General features: G+C 36.0%; 15 protein-coding genes. 6 read left to right on the top strand and 9 right to left on the bottom strand.

Annotated elements, in window-relative coordinates:
* Positions 1–118: 118 nt before the first annotated feature.
* Both EKM02_RS09145 and EKM02_RS09140 read right to left on the bottom strand, forming a co-directional pair.
* The gene (locus tag EKM02_RS09145) at positions 119–412 is read right to left on the bottom strand and encodes a cell division protein ZapA (RefSeq protein WP_126454408.1); all 294 of its coding nucleotides are present in this window, start codon (positions 410–412) and stop codon (positions 119–121) included.
* An 8-nt stretch (positions 413–420) separates the two neighbouring features.
* Positions 421–711 (bottom strand): hypothetical protein, encoded by a 291-nt coding sequence (locus EKM02_RS09140; RefSeq protein ID WP_126454406.1) that lies wholly within the window; start codon positions 709–711, stop codon positions 421–423.
* Positions 712–889: 178 nt separating this feature from the next.
* Between EKM02_RS09140 and EKM02_RS09135 the strand changes: the two genes are divergently transcribed.
* The 3 genes from EKM02_RS09135 to EKM02_RS09125 all read left to right on the top strand — a co-directional run bounded on the left by EKM02_RS09135 (position 890) and on the right by EKM02_RS09125 (position 5913).
* Positions 890–2584: a M23 family metallopeptidase gene (locus EKM02_RS09135; RefSeq protein WP_126454404.1), complete on the top strand. Its 1695-nt coding sequence runs from the start codon at positions 890–892 to the stop codon at positions 2582–2584.
* 15 nt (positions 2585–2599) lie between these two features.
* Positions 2600–5068 carry a carboxypeptidase-like regulatory domain-containing protein gene (locus EKM02_RS09130; protein ID WP_234423170.1) on the top strand — a complete coding sequence of 823 codons (2469 nt, stop codon included), beginning with the start codon at positions 2600–2602 and terminating at the stop codon, positions 5066–5068.
* A gap of 122 nt (positions 5069–5190) precedes the next feature.
* Positions 5191–5913 (top strand): hypothetical protein, encoded by a 723-nt coding sequence (locus EKM02_RS09125; protein ID WP_126454402.1) that lies wholly within the window; start codon positions 5191–5193, stop codon positions 5911–5913.
* 10 nt (positions 5914–5923) lie between these two features.
* On the opposite strand, the gene EKM02_RS09120 is transcribed toward EKM02_RS09125, so the two are convergent.
* The 7 genes from EKM02_RS09120 to EKM02_RS09090 all read right to left on the bottom strand — a co-directional run bounded on the left by EKM02_RS09120 (position 5924) and on the right by EKM02_RS09090 (position 12530).
* Complete coding sequence (locus EKM02_RS09120) at positions 5924–6625, bottom strand: hypothetical protein (protein WP_126454400.1); 702 nt, start codon at positions 6623–6625, stop codon at positions 5924–5926.
* Positions 6626–6647: 22 nt separating this feature from the next.
* Positions 6648–6965, bottom strand: a complete 318-nt coding sequence (locus EKM02_RS09115; protein ID WP_126454398.1) for a type II toxin-antitoxin system RelE/ParE family toxin — start codon at positions 6963–6965, stop codon at positions 6648–6650.
* On the bottom strand, positions 6965–7213 hold the full coding sequence (locus EKM02_RS09110; protein WP_126454397.1) for a hypothetical protein: 249 nt from the start codon (positions 7211–7213) through the stop codon (positions 6965–6967). Before EKM02_RS09110 ends, EKM02_RS09115 begins: the two co-directional genes overlap by 1 nt.
* 73 nt (positions 7214–7286) lie before the next feature.
* Positions 7287–9116, bottom strand: coding sequence for an ABC transporter ATP-binding protein (locus EKM02_RS09105; protein WP_126454395.1), 1830 nt, complete (start codon positions 9114–9116; stop codon positions 7287–7289).
* Positions 9116–10843 carry a phospho-sugar mutase gene (locus tag EKM02_RS09100; RefSeq protein WP_126454393.1) on the bottom strand — a complete coding sequence of 576 codons (1728 nt, stop codon included), beginning with the start codon at positions 10841–10843 and terminating at the stop codon, positions 9116–9118. The genes EKM02_RS09105 and EKM02_RS09100 overlap by 1 nt, the downstream gene beginning before the upstream one ends.
* Positions 10844–11033: 190 nt before the next feature.
* On the bottom strand, positions 11034–11993 hold the full coding sequence (locus tag EKM02_RS09095; RefSeq protein WP_126454391.1) for a glycosyltransferase family 2 protein: 960 nt from the start codon (positions 11991–11993) through the stop codon (positions 11034–11036).
* Positions 11994–11999: 6 nt separating this feature from the next.
* Positions 12000–12530 (bottom strand): DUF4199 domain-containing protein, encoded by a 531-nt coding sequence (locus EKM02_RS09090; RefSeq protein WP_126454390.1) that lies wholly within the window; start codon positions 12528–12530, stop codon positions 12000–12002.
* A gap of 243 nt (positions 12531–12773) precedes the next feature.
* Here EKM02_RS09090 and EKM02_RS09085 point away from each other — a divergent pair, with 243 nt between their 5' ends.
* The 3 genes from EKM02_RS09085 to EKM02_RS09075 all read left to right on the top strand — a co-directional run bounded on the left by EKM02_RS09085 (position 12774) and on the right by EKM02_RS09075 (position 16109).
* Complete coding sequence (locus EKM02_RS09085) at positions 12774–13025, top strand: type B 50S ribosomal protein L31 (protein WP_126454388.1); 252 nt, start codon at positions 12774–12776, stop codon at positions 13023–13025.
* A 161-nt stretch (positions 13026–13186) separates the two neighbouring features.
* Positions 13187–14362 (top strand): GlmU family protein, encoded by a 1176-nt coding sequence (locus EKM02_RS09080; protein ID WP_126454386.1) that lies wholly within the window; start codon positions 13187–13189, stop codon positions 14360–14362.
* A 283-nt stretch (positions 14363–14645) separates the two neighbouring features.
* Entirely contained in the window at positions 14646–16109 is a 1464-nt protein-coding gene (locus EKM02_RS09075; RefSeq protein ID WP_126454383.1) for an alanine/glycine:cation symporter family protein, read from the top strand.
* Positions 16110–16286: the final 177 nt, after the last annotated feature.

Below are 16286 nucleotides of genomic sequence, written 5' to 3'. Positions count from 1 at the left end.
TTCCTCGCCGGGGCGTGGCATGCTTTAGTAGTGATGATTTGCTCATTCTAAATTGTTAGTGTTGAGTTTACCAAATGTGAACTAATGTAGGCAGTATCTTAGTTTTTGTAAAGAACGTTTATTTGTCGAGATATTGATCTAAAATCGCATTGATTTTTTTAATTCTTTCAATGGTTTCTTCTCCATCAATTGCATTATCAATTTGTTTTTGTTCCGTTTGTGAGGCAAATTGCAGGGCACACATTGCTAAAACATCCTGCTTATCACGTACGGCATAGTTTTCTTCAAATTGCTTTATCATTTTATCAATTTTTTTTGAAGCGCTTCTCAGTCCTTCTTCCTGCGAAAGATCAACCGTTAACGGGTAGACTCTGTCTGCAATTGATATTTTAATTTTAAGCTTTTCGTCCATATCTTTTATTAGTCTGATAGCTGGGCTATACAATAATCAATTTCGCGAATTAATGAATTTATTTTAAACTTGGTATCTCTTTTATTATCGTCACTGCCTAGTAATGCATTCGCTACTTTGAGTGTTTCATACTGCGCTTTTAAGGCCTCAATCTGTTGTGATTGAGTTAGTATTATGGCTGCAGTTTTTGTTAATTCGTTTCTTAAATCTTGATTGTTTTGTTCCAAACCTTTCATTTTTATGAAAAGTCTTTCAACTTTATTTTCAAGAGTATCAATAATTTCTGCAATTGCACTCATTATATATTCTAATTCATTACATAATCATACAAAGTTAGTATTCCTTTTTAATTTTGCAATATTTTATTATTTTTTTTGCATTTTTTTAGTTAAACAACAGTTAAACAAATGATTAGTAACTGTTTTTTTTTAGAACTGTTTTTGCATACTTTTTTTTACCTTAGCAAAAATGTAAACAATGAAATTTTCTCTTTATTTAGTATTTTTTTGCAACTTTGTTTTTGCGCAAGCGGAGTATCCCAAAGATTATTTTAGGTCTCCATTAGACATCCCGATGCAATTGTCAGGGAATTTTGGAGAATTGCGACCCAACCATTTTCATGCGGGATTTGATTTAAGAACCCAGCAAAAGGAGGGTTTCAAGGTGTATGCAGTGGCCGATGGTTATGTGTCCAGAATAAAAATTTCTACTTTTGGTAATGGAAAAACAATTTATATTAATCATCCTAATGGTTTTACATCCGTTTATGGGCATTTAAAAATGGCCAATGGTGCCATTGAAAGTTACATCAAAAACAACCATTATAAAGAGGAATCCTTTGAAATTGAAATGTTTTTTAAACCCGATGAAATGAAGGTTCAAAACGGGGATGTTATCGCTTTTTCTGGTAATACAGGATCTTCTCAAGGTCCTCATCTGCATTTTGAATTTCGAGATTCCAAAACGGAGTTCATAATCAATCCCATGCTTTTTGGCTACGATACATATTTAAAAGACAGTAAAAAACCAATTGTTTCAGCCGTTTACGTGTACCCTTTAGATTCAAAAACAACAGTTAACCATTCCAAACGACCAATAGCCCTCAATGTTTCGTTACAAAAAGATGGGACATACCTGTCTGATAAAGTAACTGCAAATGGCGTGATTGGTTTTGGTATTTCCGCTTCTGATAGTGATGATGTCTCGTTTAATGTTAACGGAGTGTACAAGGTGCACTCCTTTTATAATGGGAAACCAAATTTTGGGTATGAATTCAATACCTATTCCTTTGATGAGATGCGTTACATTAATGCTTTGATTGATTATCCCAGATATAAAAAAACGCAGCAACGGATTCAGAAACTTTTTATGAAAACTCCGTATAATTTGAGCATTATTCAAGCCGATGAAAATAAAGGTGTGTTGCAAATAACGCCAAATTTAGCTTCGTTGTATCGCATTGAAGTGTCAGATTTCTTTGGAAACAAAAAAATAATAGCGATTCCTATTCAATATGATTTATTGCCAACGGTTATAAGCCCGGAACCTGCGGTGTCAAATTATTTTGTGAACGCTAACGTAGATAGCAATTTTGCTGTAGAGAACATGTCAGTTTTCTTTCCTGCGGGAACATTTTACGATGATTTTAATATGAATTTTGATGTAAAAAACGACATTTTATGGTTGCATGATGACACCGTTCCTGCCCATAGTAATTTTACTGTTTCTATTGAAGACACAAAAGCGACGGAACTGCAAAGAGAGAAAATGTTTATTGGCAGAATCGAGGGAAAATCTACAAATTACAATCCGACATATAGAAAAGACAACGTATTTAACACCAAAGTCAAAATTTTGGGCAAATATGCTTTGGTTTCTGATACCGTTGCTCCTAAAATCACCATGAATACACCTGTAGAGGGAAAATGGATCAGTACACAAAAAACGATTCAGCTTTCTATATCTGATGATTTGTCAGGCATCAAATCATACAATGGGTATTTGAACGGAAAATGGGTATTGTTTGAATATGATAATAAAACCAGAAAAATTACTCATTATTTTAGTGATGGGATTGTTGCAGAAGGCGCCAATGATTTAAAAGTGATAGTGACGGATAATGTAGGAAATTCAACTACCTTTGAAACGCGTTTTTTTAGAAGTCAAAAATAGTAAAAGCCAAACCATTTGAGCACGAATCGATTATTACCTGTATTCTTTTTTTTTCTTCTGAGCCTTACTGCAGCCGCCCAAACGGCTAGGATCAAAGGGGTGATTTTGGATGAAAACAACCAGCCTGTGGCAAGCGTAAATGTTTCGTATTCCGGTAGTGGAACAAGCTCCAATCAAAATGGATTTTATGCGCTAAAAGTCGCTGCTAATCAGCAAATTACGCTTGTTTTTACACATGTTTCTCTAAAAAAAATAACGGTGACTTTTGTATTGGAACCAAAAGAGGAAAGAGAGTTCAACCCTGTAATGACGAATCGGAAGGAGCAAATGGGAGAAGTTATTATAACAACAAATAACAGAAAACAGATCCAGGGAATTACTACAATTGAACCAGAAATGATCCGAAAAATTCCTGGGGCTAACGCCGGTGTCGAGAATATTTTAAAAACATTGCCGGGAGTAAACTCAAATAACGAACTGAGTACGCAATACGCCGTACGCGGTGGTAATTACGATGAGAATTTAGTTTATGTGAATGAAATTGAAGTCTATCGTCCGTTTCTAATTCGGTCGGGGCAACAAGAAGGGTTGAGTTTTACCAATACGGATTTAGTGCAAAATGTTGATTTTTCAGCGGGTGGTTTTCAAGCGAAGTTTGGAGATAAATTATCCTCGGTTTTAGATATTACGTATCGAAAACCGATTAAATTTGGCGCAAGCCTTGAAGCGAGTCTTCTTGGCGGAAGCCTTTCTGTAGATGTGGTTTCCAAGGATAAAAAATGGTCTGCGGTTACGGGAGTCCGCTACCGCAACAACAGTCTTCTGGTGAATAGCCAGGAAACACAAACAAATTTCACGCCTTCCTTTGCAGATATTCAAACCAATATAAATTATAATGCTTCGGCGAAATGGCAATGGAGTTTTTTAGGTAATATTTCCCAAAACAAATACCAGTATCAACCATTAACCAGACAAACTAATTTTGGAACTATAGACAATCCAATGCGTCTTTCTGTTTTCTATGAAGGACAGGAAAAGGATCAGTACGACACGTATTTTGGCGCGGTGAAAACAACCTTTAACGTTTCGGATAATTTTACGTTGAAATTTATTGGTTCTGTTTTTCATACTTTAGAACAAGAATATTTTGATATTTTTGCCCAATATCGCTTAGGCGAAGTGGATTCCAGTATTGGTTCTGAAACCTATGGCGAAGTCGCTTTTACAAGAGGAATTGGCTCCCAGCTCAATCATGCCAGAAATGACTTAGATGCACTGATCGTTAATACGGAAATAAAAGGATTTCAGGATTGGAAAGAAAGCCAATTTGAATGGGGAATAAAGTATACACGAGAATCCATCCGGGATCGAATTATAGAGTGGGAGGTAATCGATTCAGCCGGTTTCTCGTTGAATCCACCTGTTATTGATTTGCCTAAAAACGATCAGCCCTACTCGCCTTACACAGGACCGTTAGTGCCCTACCAAGACATTCGTGCGACTAATTTTAATTCGATCAATAGATTTTCAGGCTATGGCCAATGGAGTTTGAAAAGCACTATTGGCAGGAGTGAAGTTTGGTATAATGCCGGAGTCCGACTGCATCAATGGGAAGTATCAGGTGCTACTATAATTGGTAAATCCCAAATAACGATTAGTCCCAGAGCACAATTTGCCATAAAGCCGGATTGGCAGCTCGATATGATCTTTAGACTTTCCGGAGGTTTATACCATCAACCTCCGTTTTACAGGGAACTGAGAAATGCAGATGCACTGGTGCAGCCCAATACCAAGGCGCAACAATCCATTCATTTTGTGATTGGGAATGATTTTAGTTTCAAGATGTGGAGTCGCCCTTTCAAACTAATATCTGAGTTGTATTATAAATCACTGTCAGAAGTAAATACCTATACAATAGACAATGTGCGCATTAGGTATGCTGCTAATAATAATGCTACAGCGTACGCGCAAGGAGTAGACATTCGGTTAAACGGGGAATTTGTTCCCGGAACCGAATCATGGTTTAGTTTTGGGTATTTGAAAACAGAGGAAAATAGCAATAACCAGGGTTTTATCGCAAGACCAACAGATCAGAGATTAAAATTTGGTCTGTTGTTTCAGGATTATATGCCCAATATTCCAAGTATTAAATTGTATTTGAATTTAGTGTATAATACGGGATTGCCGGGAGGTTCGCCGTCTTATGCAGATCCTTATGCATACCAAAACCGATTGAATGATTACCGCCGTGTGGATGTAGGTTTTTCTAAAGTTTTTATAGACAACACAACAGTAAAAAAGAATACGGGTTGGTTTAAAGATTTTAAAGAGTTGGCGGTAGGATTGGAAATTTTTAATCTTTTTGACAATCAAAATGCCATTACGAATACTTGGGTTCGCGATGTATATTCTAAAAATCAGTATGCAATTCCTAATTATATGACGACCAGAGTTTTTAATGTGAAATTGAGTGTTAAATTATAGTAGTATGCGATATGTCGTATTTTAGATAAAAGTCGGACTCCATTTTAATTAGATAAATCGACAACGGAATACGATTGTCATTTTTTAAAAATGATTATATTTGAATTTTAAAGCACAGCATCATGAAAAAAATACAGATCACTCTTATAGGAATAGCCGTTCTGCTTTTGACTAGTTGTAAAGAAGAGGTTGAAAAACCTAAAGTAACTTACGATGGAACGAGCAAAGCAAAGGTAATTGCCCGAGTGGATTCTACTCAAATACAAATTGCTGACTTACCATTGCAAATGGAAGGGACGGATTATTTGATTCATCCTGTGGCCGATTTAAGTATCCGTGAAAGAGGAACTAAAGCGCGATATGGATCTTCGAGTGTAAATGATTTAAGTTTTACGATTTCTAATTATGGTGAATTTGAAATCACCGGTTTTTTGCAAAATTTAAAATTTCAAAAAGTAGATTCGGATTCCATCAGGAAATTGACAGACAAACCTGTTTTGATTCAAACAGCGACGTATTTGAAGTCCGTTGCTGATAAAACCAATAACCAGATTATGGTCTATACGATGGTCGATGTGGATACTAACAAAGACGGAAAACTAGATACAAGCGATATTAAGGCCTTGTATTTAAGTGAAATTAGCGGCAAGAAGTTCACAAAGATGTCACCCGATTTTCAGGAATTGATCGATTGGAAATTGATCGGGTCTAAGAATCGTTTGTATTTTAGGACCGTTGAAGACACTAATAAAAATGGTGAATTTGATAAAAAAGATGTCGTGAATTATTACTATATCGATTTGTCCAATAAAGAGTGGGAAATAATTGGGTATGAGCCCGTTTAAAGCACTGATTTTAGATCAAAATATCACTTTCCAAGTCTGATTTTTCAATGGTAAAATTAAATCCCAGTTGTTTCACTAACTGAATGACCAGGTTTTTATACCAGTTTTCGGATTTGGGATGGATGTATATTTTTTCAATTAACTGATTGATGTCTACATTGATTTTTAAACCATCATTAATTTTTATATCGCTTTCTCCAATGTCCGTGATGATGCGCACTTCACCTTCATATTGAAAACTTTTTCGCTTGAACAAAAAAGGAAAAAATAGATCATCAAACGGGATGTGTTCTTTTTTGTAATCAATATAATTTACTTTCCCAATGTATTGATTGAAATTTGTTTCCGGACCAAGTGCTTGCTGTAAACGCCCAATCGTAGATTGAATGGCTAAACCTTCACTGTTTTGCGTGAAAATTTGCCACATAGCAAATGATTCATATTCGTTGATGTGCCAGCTGCTAATCGCTACTTTTTCCCGATGTGTTTTATAGTAGTTTAAAAAGTCAGGATTGTCAATAGAAAGTTTTTTTATTTCCTCAAAAGTAGGCTCGCTAAAAGTGCCTTCGTATTGATCTTCAAATTTATCCGATCGGGACATAAATAGTTTTTGTGACAACAACAAGTCCAGAAACTTAGACAAATCAAGGTATTTCCAAACAACAGTATTTGGATCTTCTGGGAGTTTTATGTTTTTGTTAGTGAGATACATAATTTAAATTAAAAATCTGGAATTAAAACTTTTCATTTAAAAGAATATTAAGTTTTTCTGGATTTTGTCTAGTGTCAAAAACAGTTGCAATTATTATGCATTGGTTGGATCTGAAATAGATCAACTTGTAGTGACCTGATACAATATACCTGTATTTATTACTTCTGGTTGGTTGCACTTCTTGTGGAGTTCCTAATTCTGGAAATTTTTTTAGCATTAAAGTGGATGAAATAATTTCTTTAGTCAAATTCTTGGCTTTTGATTTTGAGGATTGAAATTGGTATAAGTCTGAAATTAATTTGAGTTGTAATTCTGCATTTTCAGACCAAACAACTTCCATTACCAATTTTCAACTTTTTTGAGTAATTCCTCTGTCGTTATAATTCTTCCATTTTTAAAATCATCTTCTGCCTTATCTAGCAGAGTGTTTAGTTCTTGATACATCAATTTTTTCGAAATGGATTCTTCGTAAATGCGTACTTTTTCCTGACTAAGCAAAACTTCTACTTTAGATATGGTTTCAGGATTATCTAGATTTAGGAAATTTTGAACTAAATTTATTTTTCTTTTTTCTAAAGTAGTTTTCATCGCGAAAATGTTTTACCAAAATTACAAAATTAATCTTTCGTTACCCGAAAATCTTAATTCTTAATCCCTAAATTTATTCAAAACTCTGCATTGTTACCAGTTTATGATAGGTTCCATCAAGAGCAATTAATTCGTCATGTGTTCCTTGTTCTACTATTTTTCCTTTTTGCATCACCACAATTTTATCCGCTTTTTGAATGGTTGATAGTCGGTGCGCAATCACAATCGAAGTTCGGTTTTGCATCATGTTTTCCAAAGCGACTTGAACGAATTTTTCGCTTTCGGTATCCAATGCTGATGTGGCCTCATCCAGAATCATAATTGGTGGATTTTTCAAAACAGCTCTGGCAATCGATAAACGTTGTTTTTGACCTCCGGAAAGTTTGTTTCCACTGTCGCCAATGTTCGTGTGAATCCCTAACGGTAAATCTTTTACAAATTCATAGGCATTGGCAATTTTCAACGCTTCGATAATTTCCTCATCGGTTGCGTCTATTTTTCCCAGGGCAACATTGGCTTTGATCGTATCATTAAACAAGATGCTGTCCTGCGTAACCAAGCCCATCAAGCCCCGAAGCGATTTTAAACTAAAATCTTTTATGTTAACTCCATCAATGGTGATTTCGCCTTCACTGGTGTCATAAAAACGGGTGAGCAAATTGGCAATGGTACTTTTTCCGCTTCCAGATTGGCCAACAAGAGCCACCGTTTGTCCCTTTTTTACTTCAAGAGTAAAGTCTTTCAACACATTCTCTTTTTCGTATTTAAAGTTAATGTTTTTGATTGTGATATTGGAATCGAAAGTGTTTTTTTCGATTGCATTTTCTTTTGAAGTGATTTCGTTTTCGACTTCTAAAACTTCAAAAACTCGTTCTGCAGCGGCTAAACCATTTTTCACGGCATACGATGCTTTCGAAATGGCTTTGGCAGGAGTAAGAATGTTGAAGGCCAGCGTAAGAAAAACAATAAAAGCGGCACCTTCAAGGGTTTTGTCAATTAAGACTAAGTTTCCACCATACCATAGCAAGGCAGCAATAGTCGTAATTCCTAAAAATTCGCTCAATGGCGTTGCCAAATTATTTTTGTCGCCTATGCTATTGGATAAATTCAATAATCGGGTTACGGAATCGTTGAATCGGTTTTTAAAATTAGGTTCAGCATTATAGCTTTTAATCACTTTTAAACCACCTAGGCTTTCATCAACTATTGAAATCAGAAAACCACTTTCTTTTTGTGCCTGTAAAGATTGCGCTCTCAGGTTTTTAGCGATTTTTGAAATGATAAATCCTGAAATCGGAATAAAGACCAAAACGAAAAACGTTAGTTCAACGCTTATAAAAAACATGGTGACTATTGCAAAGACTATAGTCAAAGGTTCTTTTACGATAAGTTCCAGTATTGAGAAAAAAGAGTTTTGAACCTCATTGACATCGCCCAGCATTCGCGCCATAATGTCTCCTTTTCTTTTTTCGGAATAATAGGATATGGGCAATTCAACTATTTTATCATACATTGATTTTCGTAAATCGCGTAATACACCATTTTTAAGGTGCATGATGTGATGCGAAGCGAGGTAATTGAATAAATTTTTGAATAAAAAAGTGACAATGACTAATGAAACGACTAATAAAAGCGCAAACTGAGCACTATTGTCTTTTGTTAATTCGGTTATTTTAAAATACAAAAGATCAGTCCCGTAGTCTTTTATATTCCCTATTCCGGTATATATTGGCTCTTTTTCTACTGTTTTGACTTTGCCAAAAAGCACCTGAAGTACTGGAAGCAGCGTCAACATTGAAATGGTACTAAAAAAAGCATACAAAATATTGTACACCACATTCCAGATAATATGTGTTTTGTATGGTTTTGTAAAGGGAATTAATTTTATTAAATTTTTGTCCATTAGTTCAATTGCATTGCAATAATAATATTTTTAATTTTCTCGTTCAAAACGGTTTCTACTTCCTGAAAATCTTCTACTGAATATAGTTCAGCATTTACACTGATGTAGAATTTTATTTTTGGTTCCGTACCGCTTGGTCTGGCACAAATTTTAGATCCGTCTTCCGTATAATAAATCAACACGTTCGATTTTGGAATGGTCATTGTAGACTCGGATCCGTCCAAAAGGTTTTTAGCGATTGATGATTGGTAATCTTCCAGCATAATCACGCGTTGTCCGTTGATCTGTTTCAGTGGATTTTCTCTCATGTCTATCATCATTTGATTGATTTCCTGTAAACCATCCATTCCCTTTTTAGTCAGTGAAACCAAGTGTTCTTTATAAAATCCGTTATCAACATAGAGTTTTAGTAATTCTTTGTACACCGTACTTCCTTTGGCTTTTGCCTGTGCAGCAAGTTCACAAATCAACAAAGTTGCCGCAACAGCATCTTTATCCCGTACCGCATCGCCCACCATGTAGCCAAAACTTTCTTCACCACCACCTATGAATTCCAATTTAGGAAAGTCTTTAATCATTTTGGCAATCCATTTAAAACCAGTCAAACCCACTTTGCATTCTACATCGTAGTTTGTCGCTAATTCCATCATCATAGGTGTGGAAACGATCGTAGAGCCTACAAATTGTTTGCCGTTAATTTTACCTGCTTTTTTCCATTGTTCCAATAAAAATGCAGTCATCAAAATCATGGTTTGATTCCCGTTTAGCAACGTCATTTTGCCTTCATTGTCTCTAACAGCAACTCCCAAACGATCACAATCAGGATCCGTCCCAATAACAATATCCGCATTTACTTTATCGGCAAGTGCTAACGCCATGGTCAAGGCTTCCGGTTCCTCCGGATTTGGCGATTTCACAGTAGGGAAATCACCATTGGGTACTCGTTGTTCTTCCACGATATTCACATTTGGGTACCCCGCTTGCGCCAAAGTATCAGGAACTAGTTTTATAGAGGTTCCGTGCAAGGAAGTAAATACAATATTCAGCTTTTCTTTGGCTACAGCCGAAGTTCCAAAACTAGCATTTTCGATCGTCGATTGGATAAAAGCCGTATCAATTTCCGTATCTATATAATGAATCAAATCTTCATTGGCAGTAAACTTGATCTGATTGTAATTTAAATTTTCAATCACAGTAATAATTCCTTCATCTTCCGGTGGCACAATTTGTCCACCATCTTGCCAGTACACTTTGTATCCGTTATATTCCGGCGGATTGTGTGATGCCGTAAGCACAATGCCACACTGGCATCCTAAATGTTTGACGGCAAAGGACAATTCCGGTGTAGGTCTCATCTCCGAGAACAAGTACACTTCAATCCCATTGGCACTGAAAACATCAGCAACTAACTTAGCCAACGTATCGCTATTGTGGCGGCAATCATAAGCAATGACGGCTTTCAAAGGCTGGTTAGGAAAGGCAGTGTGCATATAATCCGAAAGACCTTGCGTGCTTTTCCCAAGCGTATATTTATTGATCCGATTGTTTCCTACGCCCATGACACCGCGCATTCCGCCGGTTCCAAACTCAAGATTTTTATAAAAACTCTCCTCCAGCTCTTTTGGGGATGTAGTCATCAATTCGGTAATTGCTTCCTGAGTTGCAGTGTCAAATGTTGGCGTAAGCCATTCATTTACGGCGTCTAAAATGTGTTGTTTGATTTCCATGCTATATGTTTTTAGTTTCTAAATTCGTAAATGAAATTTAAATACAATTGTTTTTTTGGGAGCTATTTACTTCGTCAGTTCGCTACGCTCGTGTCCTGCTATCCGCTGTATCCACGCAAAAAAAGCGTGGGATTCTGCTCTTATCAGGGCTAGGTATTGTGCAAACGATAATTTTTTCGTTTCTATAAATTTATAAAAAATTAACTTCACTCGACACTTTATAACGCTCTTCATTATTTTTTGTTCTCAAAATTATTTCACCAAGAAATCCGGCCAAAAATAATTGTGTTCCCAAAAGCATAGAGGTAAGAGCAATATAAAACCAAGGATTATTCGTTACCAGGCTATAGCGCATGTCATTGTACATGTGGTATAATTTGGAAACACCAATATATCCGGCAAGCATAAACCCAATGATAAACATTAATGATCCCATGGCGCCAAATAAATGCATGGGTCTTTTTCCAAAACGAGAAAGAAACCAAATGGTAATTAAATCCAGGAAACCATTGATGAAACGTTCCATTCCAAATTTTGTTTGTCCGTATTTTCTAGCTTGATGTTGAACTACTTTTTCACCAATTTTTCCAAAACCTGCATTTTTTGCCAAAACCGGAATGTAGCGGTGCATTTCGCCGGAAACTTCGATATTTTTTACTACAACATTTTTATAAGCTTTCAATCCGCAATTGAAATCATTCAATGCTACACCGGAGGTTTTTCTTGCGGCCCAATTGAATAATTTAGAAGGCAGGTTTTTTGCCACTACGGAGTCGTAGCGTTTCTTTTTCCATCCTGAAACCAAATCATATTTGCCATTGGTGATCATATCGTACAAACCTGGAATTTCCTCCGGGCTATCTTGTAAATCGGCGTCCATGGTGATAATTACATCACCCTGCGCTTTTGCAAAACCAGCATGCAACGCTTGTGATTTCCCGAAATTTTTCATGAAACGAACGCCTTTTACGTGGGGGTTCTCTTGAGCAAATCCTTCGATAAGTGTCCAGGAATTATCCGTGCTTCCATCATCCAGAAAAAGGATTTCATAAGAATAATTATGAGATTGCATCACTTTGATAATCCAGCGGTAGAGTTCATTAAGGGATTCCTCTTCATTAAGAAGCGGTATGAGTATAGATAAATTCATTACTTTTTATTCTTGTGTAGTTTTACTTTTAAAGAATGCTGCCATGATTAATCCTAATATGGCACAAAAAAAGAGTACGAAAACAGATCCTTTTAATTGTTCAACGATCGAATACGGATCCGTTTCTCTTAATTTTGAAACGGTTTCATTCAATGAGGATGCCGGAACCCCAAACTGTTCAGACGTACTAATTAAATATTTTATGGTTAAGTCTAAAAGAGTCTCCTTTACGGAAGGATCAATAAAATTAAATAAAATGATTTTAAAAACAACAGAAATAAGAACGGCAACCACTGCTGAGATAAAATAGGTAGTAAAGGCCTCTTTAAAAGAAAGAATGCCATTTAATTCCTTTTTTGTTTTTGACAGCATTATGATAGGAACGATTATAAAAACAGAGAGGCTTAAAAGGGTAGTCCACCATGCGATAAATAATTTGATATCTATAGCGTACATAGCAGCAGTTATCAATGATAATAGTACTCCTGCAATTACACCGTAGGTTACACCGTTTTTTTTAATTATTTCGTTGATCATTATGTGTTGTTTTAGAATTAATCCACAAATATAGCAATTCCCAATATATTCGGAGCTAAAAATTACTTTTTACGATTATATAAAAAAAGTGAGACAAAGATTTGTTTATTGGAAAAAAATTGTAAATTTGCAGACTCAAAATAATAGTGTAAAAACAAAAAGTTATAATACATTTATACCTTTTCTGTTAGAAGAAAAGCTTCAAAATGACTTATAGCCAAACAAATAAAAAAGAATAACAAGATGAAAAAAGGTGTACACCCAGAAAATTACAGATTAGTTGCTTTTAAAGACATGTCAAATGAAGATGTTTTTATCACTAAATCTACTGCAGATACAAGAGAAACGTTAACAGTTGACGGAGTTGAATATCCAGTTGTAAAAATGGAGATCTCCAGAACTTCTCACCCTTTTTACACCGGTAAATCTAAACTTATCGATACTGCAGGACGTATTGATAAATTTAAAACGAAATATGCTAAACACGCTAAATAATAAAAGCTTGTTTTTAATTATAGTAAAGCCTTCCTCCCGATACTTCGAGATGGAAGGCTTTTTTTATTTTTATCTATTTGAAAACTTTGTAACTTTGGCACTGCTTAAAAGTACGGACAAGTCGCGACTTGTCCGTACGGATACATTTTAAAAAAAAATATATGAATTACATACTTTTTGACGGTCCCGCTCGAAACGCCTTACTGCCTTTTACGTTTACACGTCCTGTTGCGGATATTCTTATTGGGATTATGACCATTCGTCAAAAATGGGAAATGCATTTAGGCTCTACCACAACTACTTTGACGGAGGACTATTTGTCTGAAAAATTCCCTATGGTGGAACTAGAAGAAAATGTGATGATCAATGCTTCTTTTCTGCCCAATGCTATTTTGGTAGAAATGATTAGTAATCTGGAACCCAATCAGGCTATTTTTAGAGCAGATGAAGTGATTGCTTTTTATACCACTGAAGAACAAGAAGAAGTAGATTTTGATTCCTATGAAATTATAGAATTTCAGGATGATTGTTTGACGGTTCAAAATACATGGGATATTTTTTCGAAAAATGATGCCGCCATTCGGGAAGATTTCGAAATCTTAACCGAAGACCGCAGGTCACAGCCCATCCCAAAAAGTGTCAACGTCATCGCTCCCGAAAATATATTTATCGAGGAAGGCGCAAAATTAGAGTTTGTTACTTTAAATGCTTCAACAGGTCCCATATATATAGGTAAGGATTCTGAAATTATGGAAGGTTCTGTCATCAGAGGTCCTTTTGCCTTGTGCGAAAACGCAACCGTAAAAATGGCTGCCAAAGTCTACGGAGCAACAACCGTAGGTCCGCATTCCAGAATTGGAGGCGAAGTTAATAATTCGGTATTGTTTGGGTATTCGAATAAAGGACATGATGGTTTTTTAGGGAATTCTGTTCTTGGCGAATGGTGTAATATTGGCGCGGATAGTAACAATTCAAACTTAAAAAATAATTATGAAGAAGTAAAATTATGGAGTTACGAAACCGAAGGATTTGCTAAAACGGGACTTCAGTTTTGTGGATTGATGATGGGAGATCACAGCAAATGCGGAATTAATACGATGTTTAATACCGGAACGGTAGTAGGCGTAAGTGCTAATATTTTTGGCAGCGGCTTTCCACGCAATTTTGTACCGAGTTTTTCTTGGGGTGGGGCTTCCGGTTTTACGACCTATATTACCAAGAAAGCATTTGAAACAGCTCGACTGGTAATGAGTCGCCGAAACGTAGCTTTTGATGAAAGAGAAGCGGCTATTCTTGAACATGTTTTTGAAGAAACAAAAAAGTGGAGGAAGGAATAATTACTTTCGCTAAGCTGTCAGAATTATTTAAAACAAAAAAATGCTCCATTCAATTGAATGGAGCATTTTTTTTAATGGAATAAAAATGGATTCTTTATAAAAACAAGAAAAAGAGAATGGATACATCCTTTTTTCAATACAAATAAGACGCTGTTTCAGCCGTTGGTTTTAAGTGGATTAAGAGTTTATTTGGGTTTTAGAGGGCTCTTAGTTAGTTTTCTTTGGCTTAATGTTATAGTTTTATAAAAATTAATTGGTCGGATTATTAATATAAATGGAATATATGGAAGAGATTGTTGGAATGATAAATGAAATAGTTTGGAGTACGCCTTTAATAATTTTATGTTTAGGAACGGGGCTTTATTTCTCTATTCGGACTCGTTTTCTTCAACTGCGGCACATTAAGGAAATGTTTCGTTTGCTGTTTGATGGCAAAAGTTCAGAATCTGGTGTTTCGTCTTTTCAAGCGTTATCCATGTCTTTGGCCGGCAGGGTTGGTACGGGAAATATTGCCGGAGTGGCTACAGCAATAACCTTTGGTGGTCCGGGTGCTTTATTTTGGATGTGGATGGTTGCTTTTTTGGGTGCGAGTACCGCATTTGTAGAGGCGACTCTTGCGCAAATTTACAAAGAAAAACATTTGGGACAGTTTCGAGGAGGTCCTGCTTTTTATATCGAAAGAGGCTTGGGTGTTAAGTGGTTTGCCATCTTGTTTGCTATAGTTTCTATTATTTCTGCAGGAATCTTGCTGCCCGGTATTCAGTCCAATTCGGTTGCTGAAGGTTTGGAGAATGCCTTCAATCTTGATACTAGAATTACCGCCGTTGTTGTTGCTCTTGTGTTTGGAGCGATTATTTTTGGTGGGGTAAAAAGAATTGCAAAAGTGACTGAGATCGTGGTTCCTATCATGGCCATGGGTTATATTTTGCTTGTAGTTGTGATAATAGGGATGAACTTTAGCGAGCTACCGGGCGTTATTTCTTTGGTTTTTACAAGTGCTTTTAATCAGGAAGCCGGATTTGGAGCCGTTATTGGATTGGCAATTCAGTGGGGCGTAAAGAGAGGACTTTATTCTAATGAAGCGGGACAGGGTACTGCACCGCATATTGCCGCTGCTGCAAATGTGTCGCATCCAGTAAAACAAGGCTTAGTGCAATCTTTTTCAGTTTATATAGATACATTATTGATTTGTAGTGCAACCGGTTTTATGTTGCTGATTACCGGTAAATATAATGTAGAAAATCCGGTCTTAAGTACAAATGGGGCCACTGAATTTTTGTACGAGGGAGCGCAAAATGTTACTGCTGGGACAGGCTATACACAGAGCGCTATGGATAGTGTTTTTCCTGGCTTTGGCTCTTTCTTTGTGGCTATTGCGTTATTTTTCTTTGCTTTCACCACTATTTTGGCATATTACTATATTGCTGAAACTAATATTTCGTACTTGACCAGAAAGATAAATTCGCACATGTTCAATCGCGTGTTAAAAGTGGTCATGATACTAGTGGTTATGTATGGCTGTGTCAATGAAGCTAAATTGATTTGGAATATTGGTGATATTGGTGTGGGGATTATGGCTTGGTGTAATATTATTGCAATCCTGCTGTTGCAAAAGCCAGCTCTCGCAGCATTAAAAGATTACGAAAAACAAAGAAAAGAAGGTAAGAATCCAGTGTTTAATCCACAAAATATTGGTGTTATGAATGCGCCATTATGGGACGAGATCAATACAAATAAAGAAGCATAAGTAAGTCGAAAGTTTAAAAGTCGTAAAGTCAAAAGAATTAACTTTAAGCAAAATAGCTTTAAATCAAATTGTTACATAATTTTATCCTGATTTCAAAATACGACATTATACCATGGTTATTACTTAGTTTGAGTATTTTTTTTTAAAAGCTTGCAGGAACAGAATTTTTATTCTCTT

This window comes from Flavobacterium sp. RSP49 (genome assembly GCF_003968735.1).
Lineage (GTDB): Bacteria > Bacteroidota > Bacteroidia > Flavobacteriales > Flavobacteriaceae > Flavobacterium.
The sequence above is the reverse complement of the archived record's forward strand: the minus strand, read 5'-3'. Positions and strand labels throughout refer to the sequence as shown.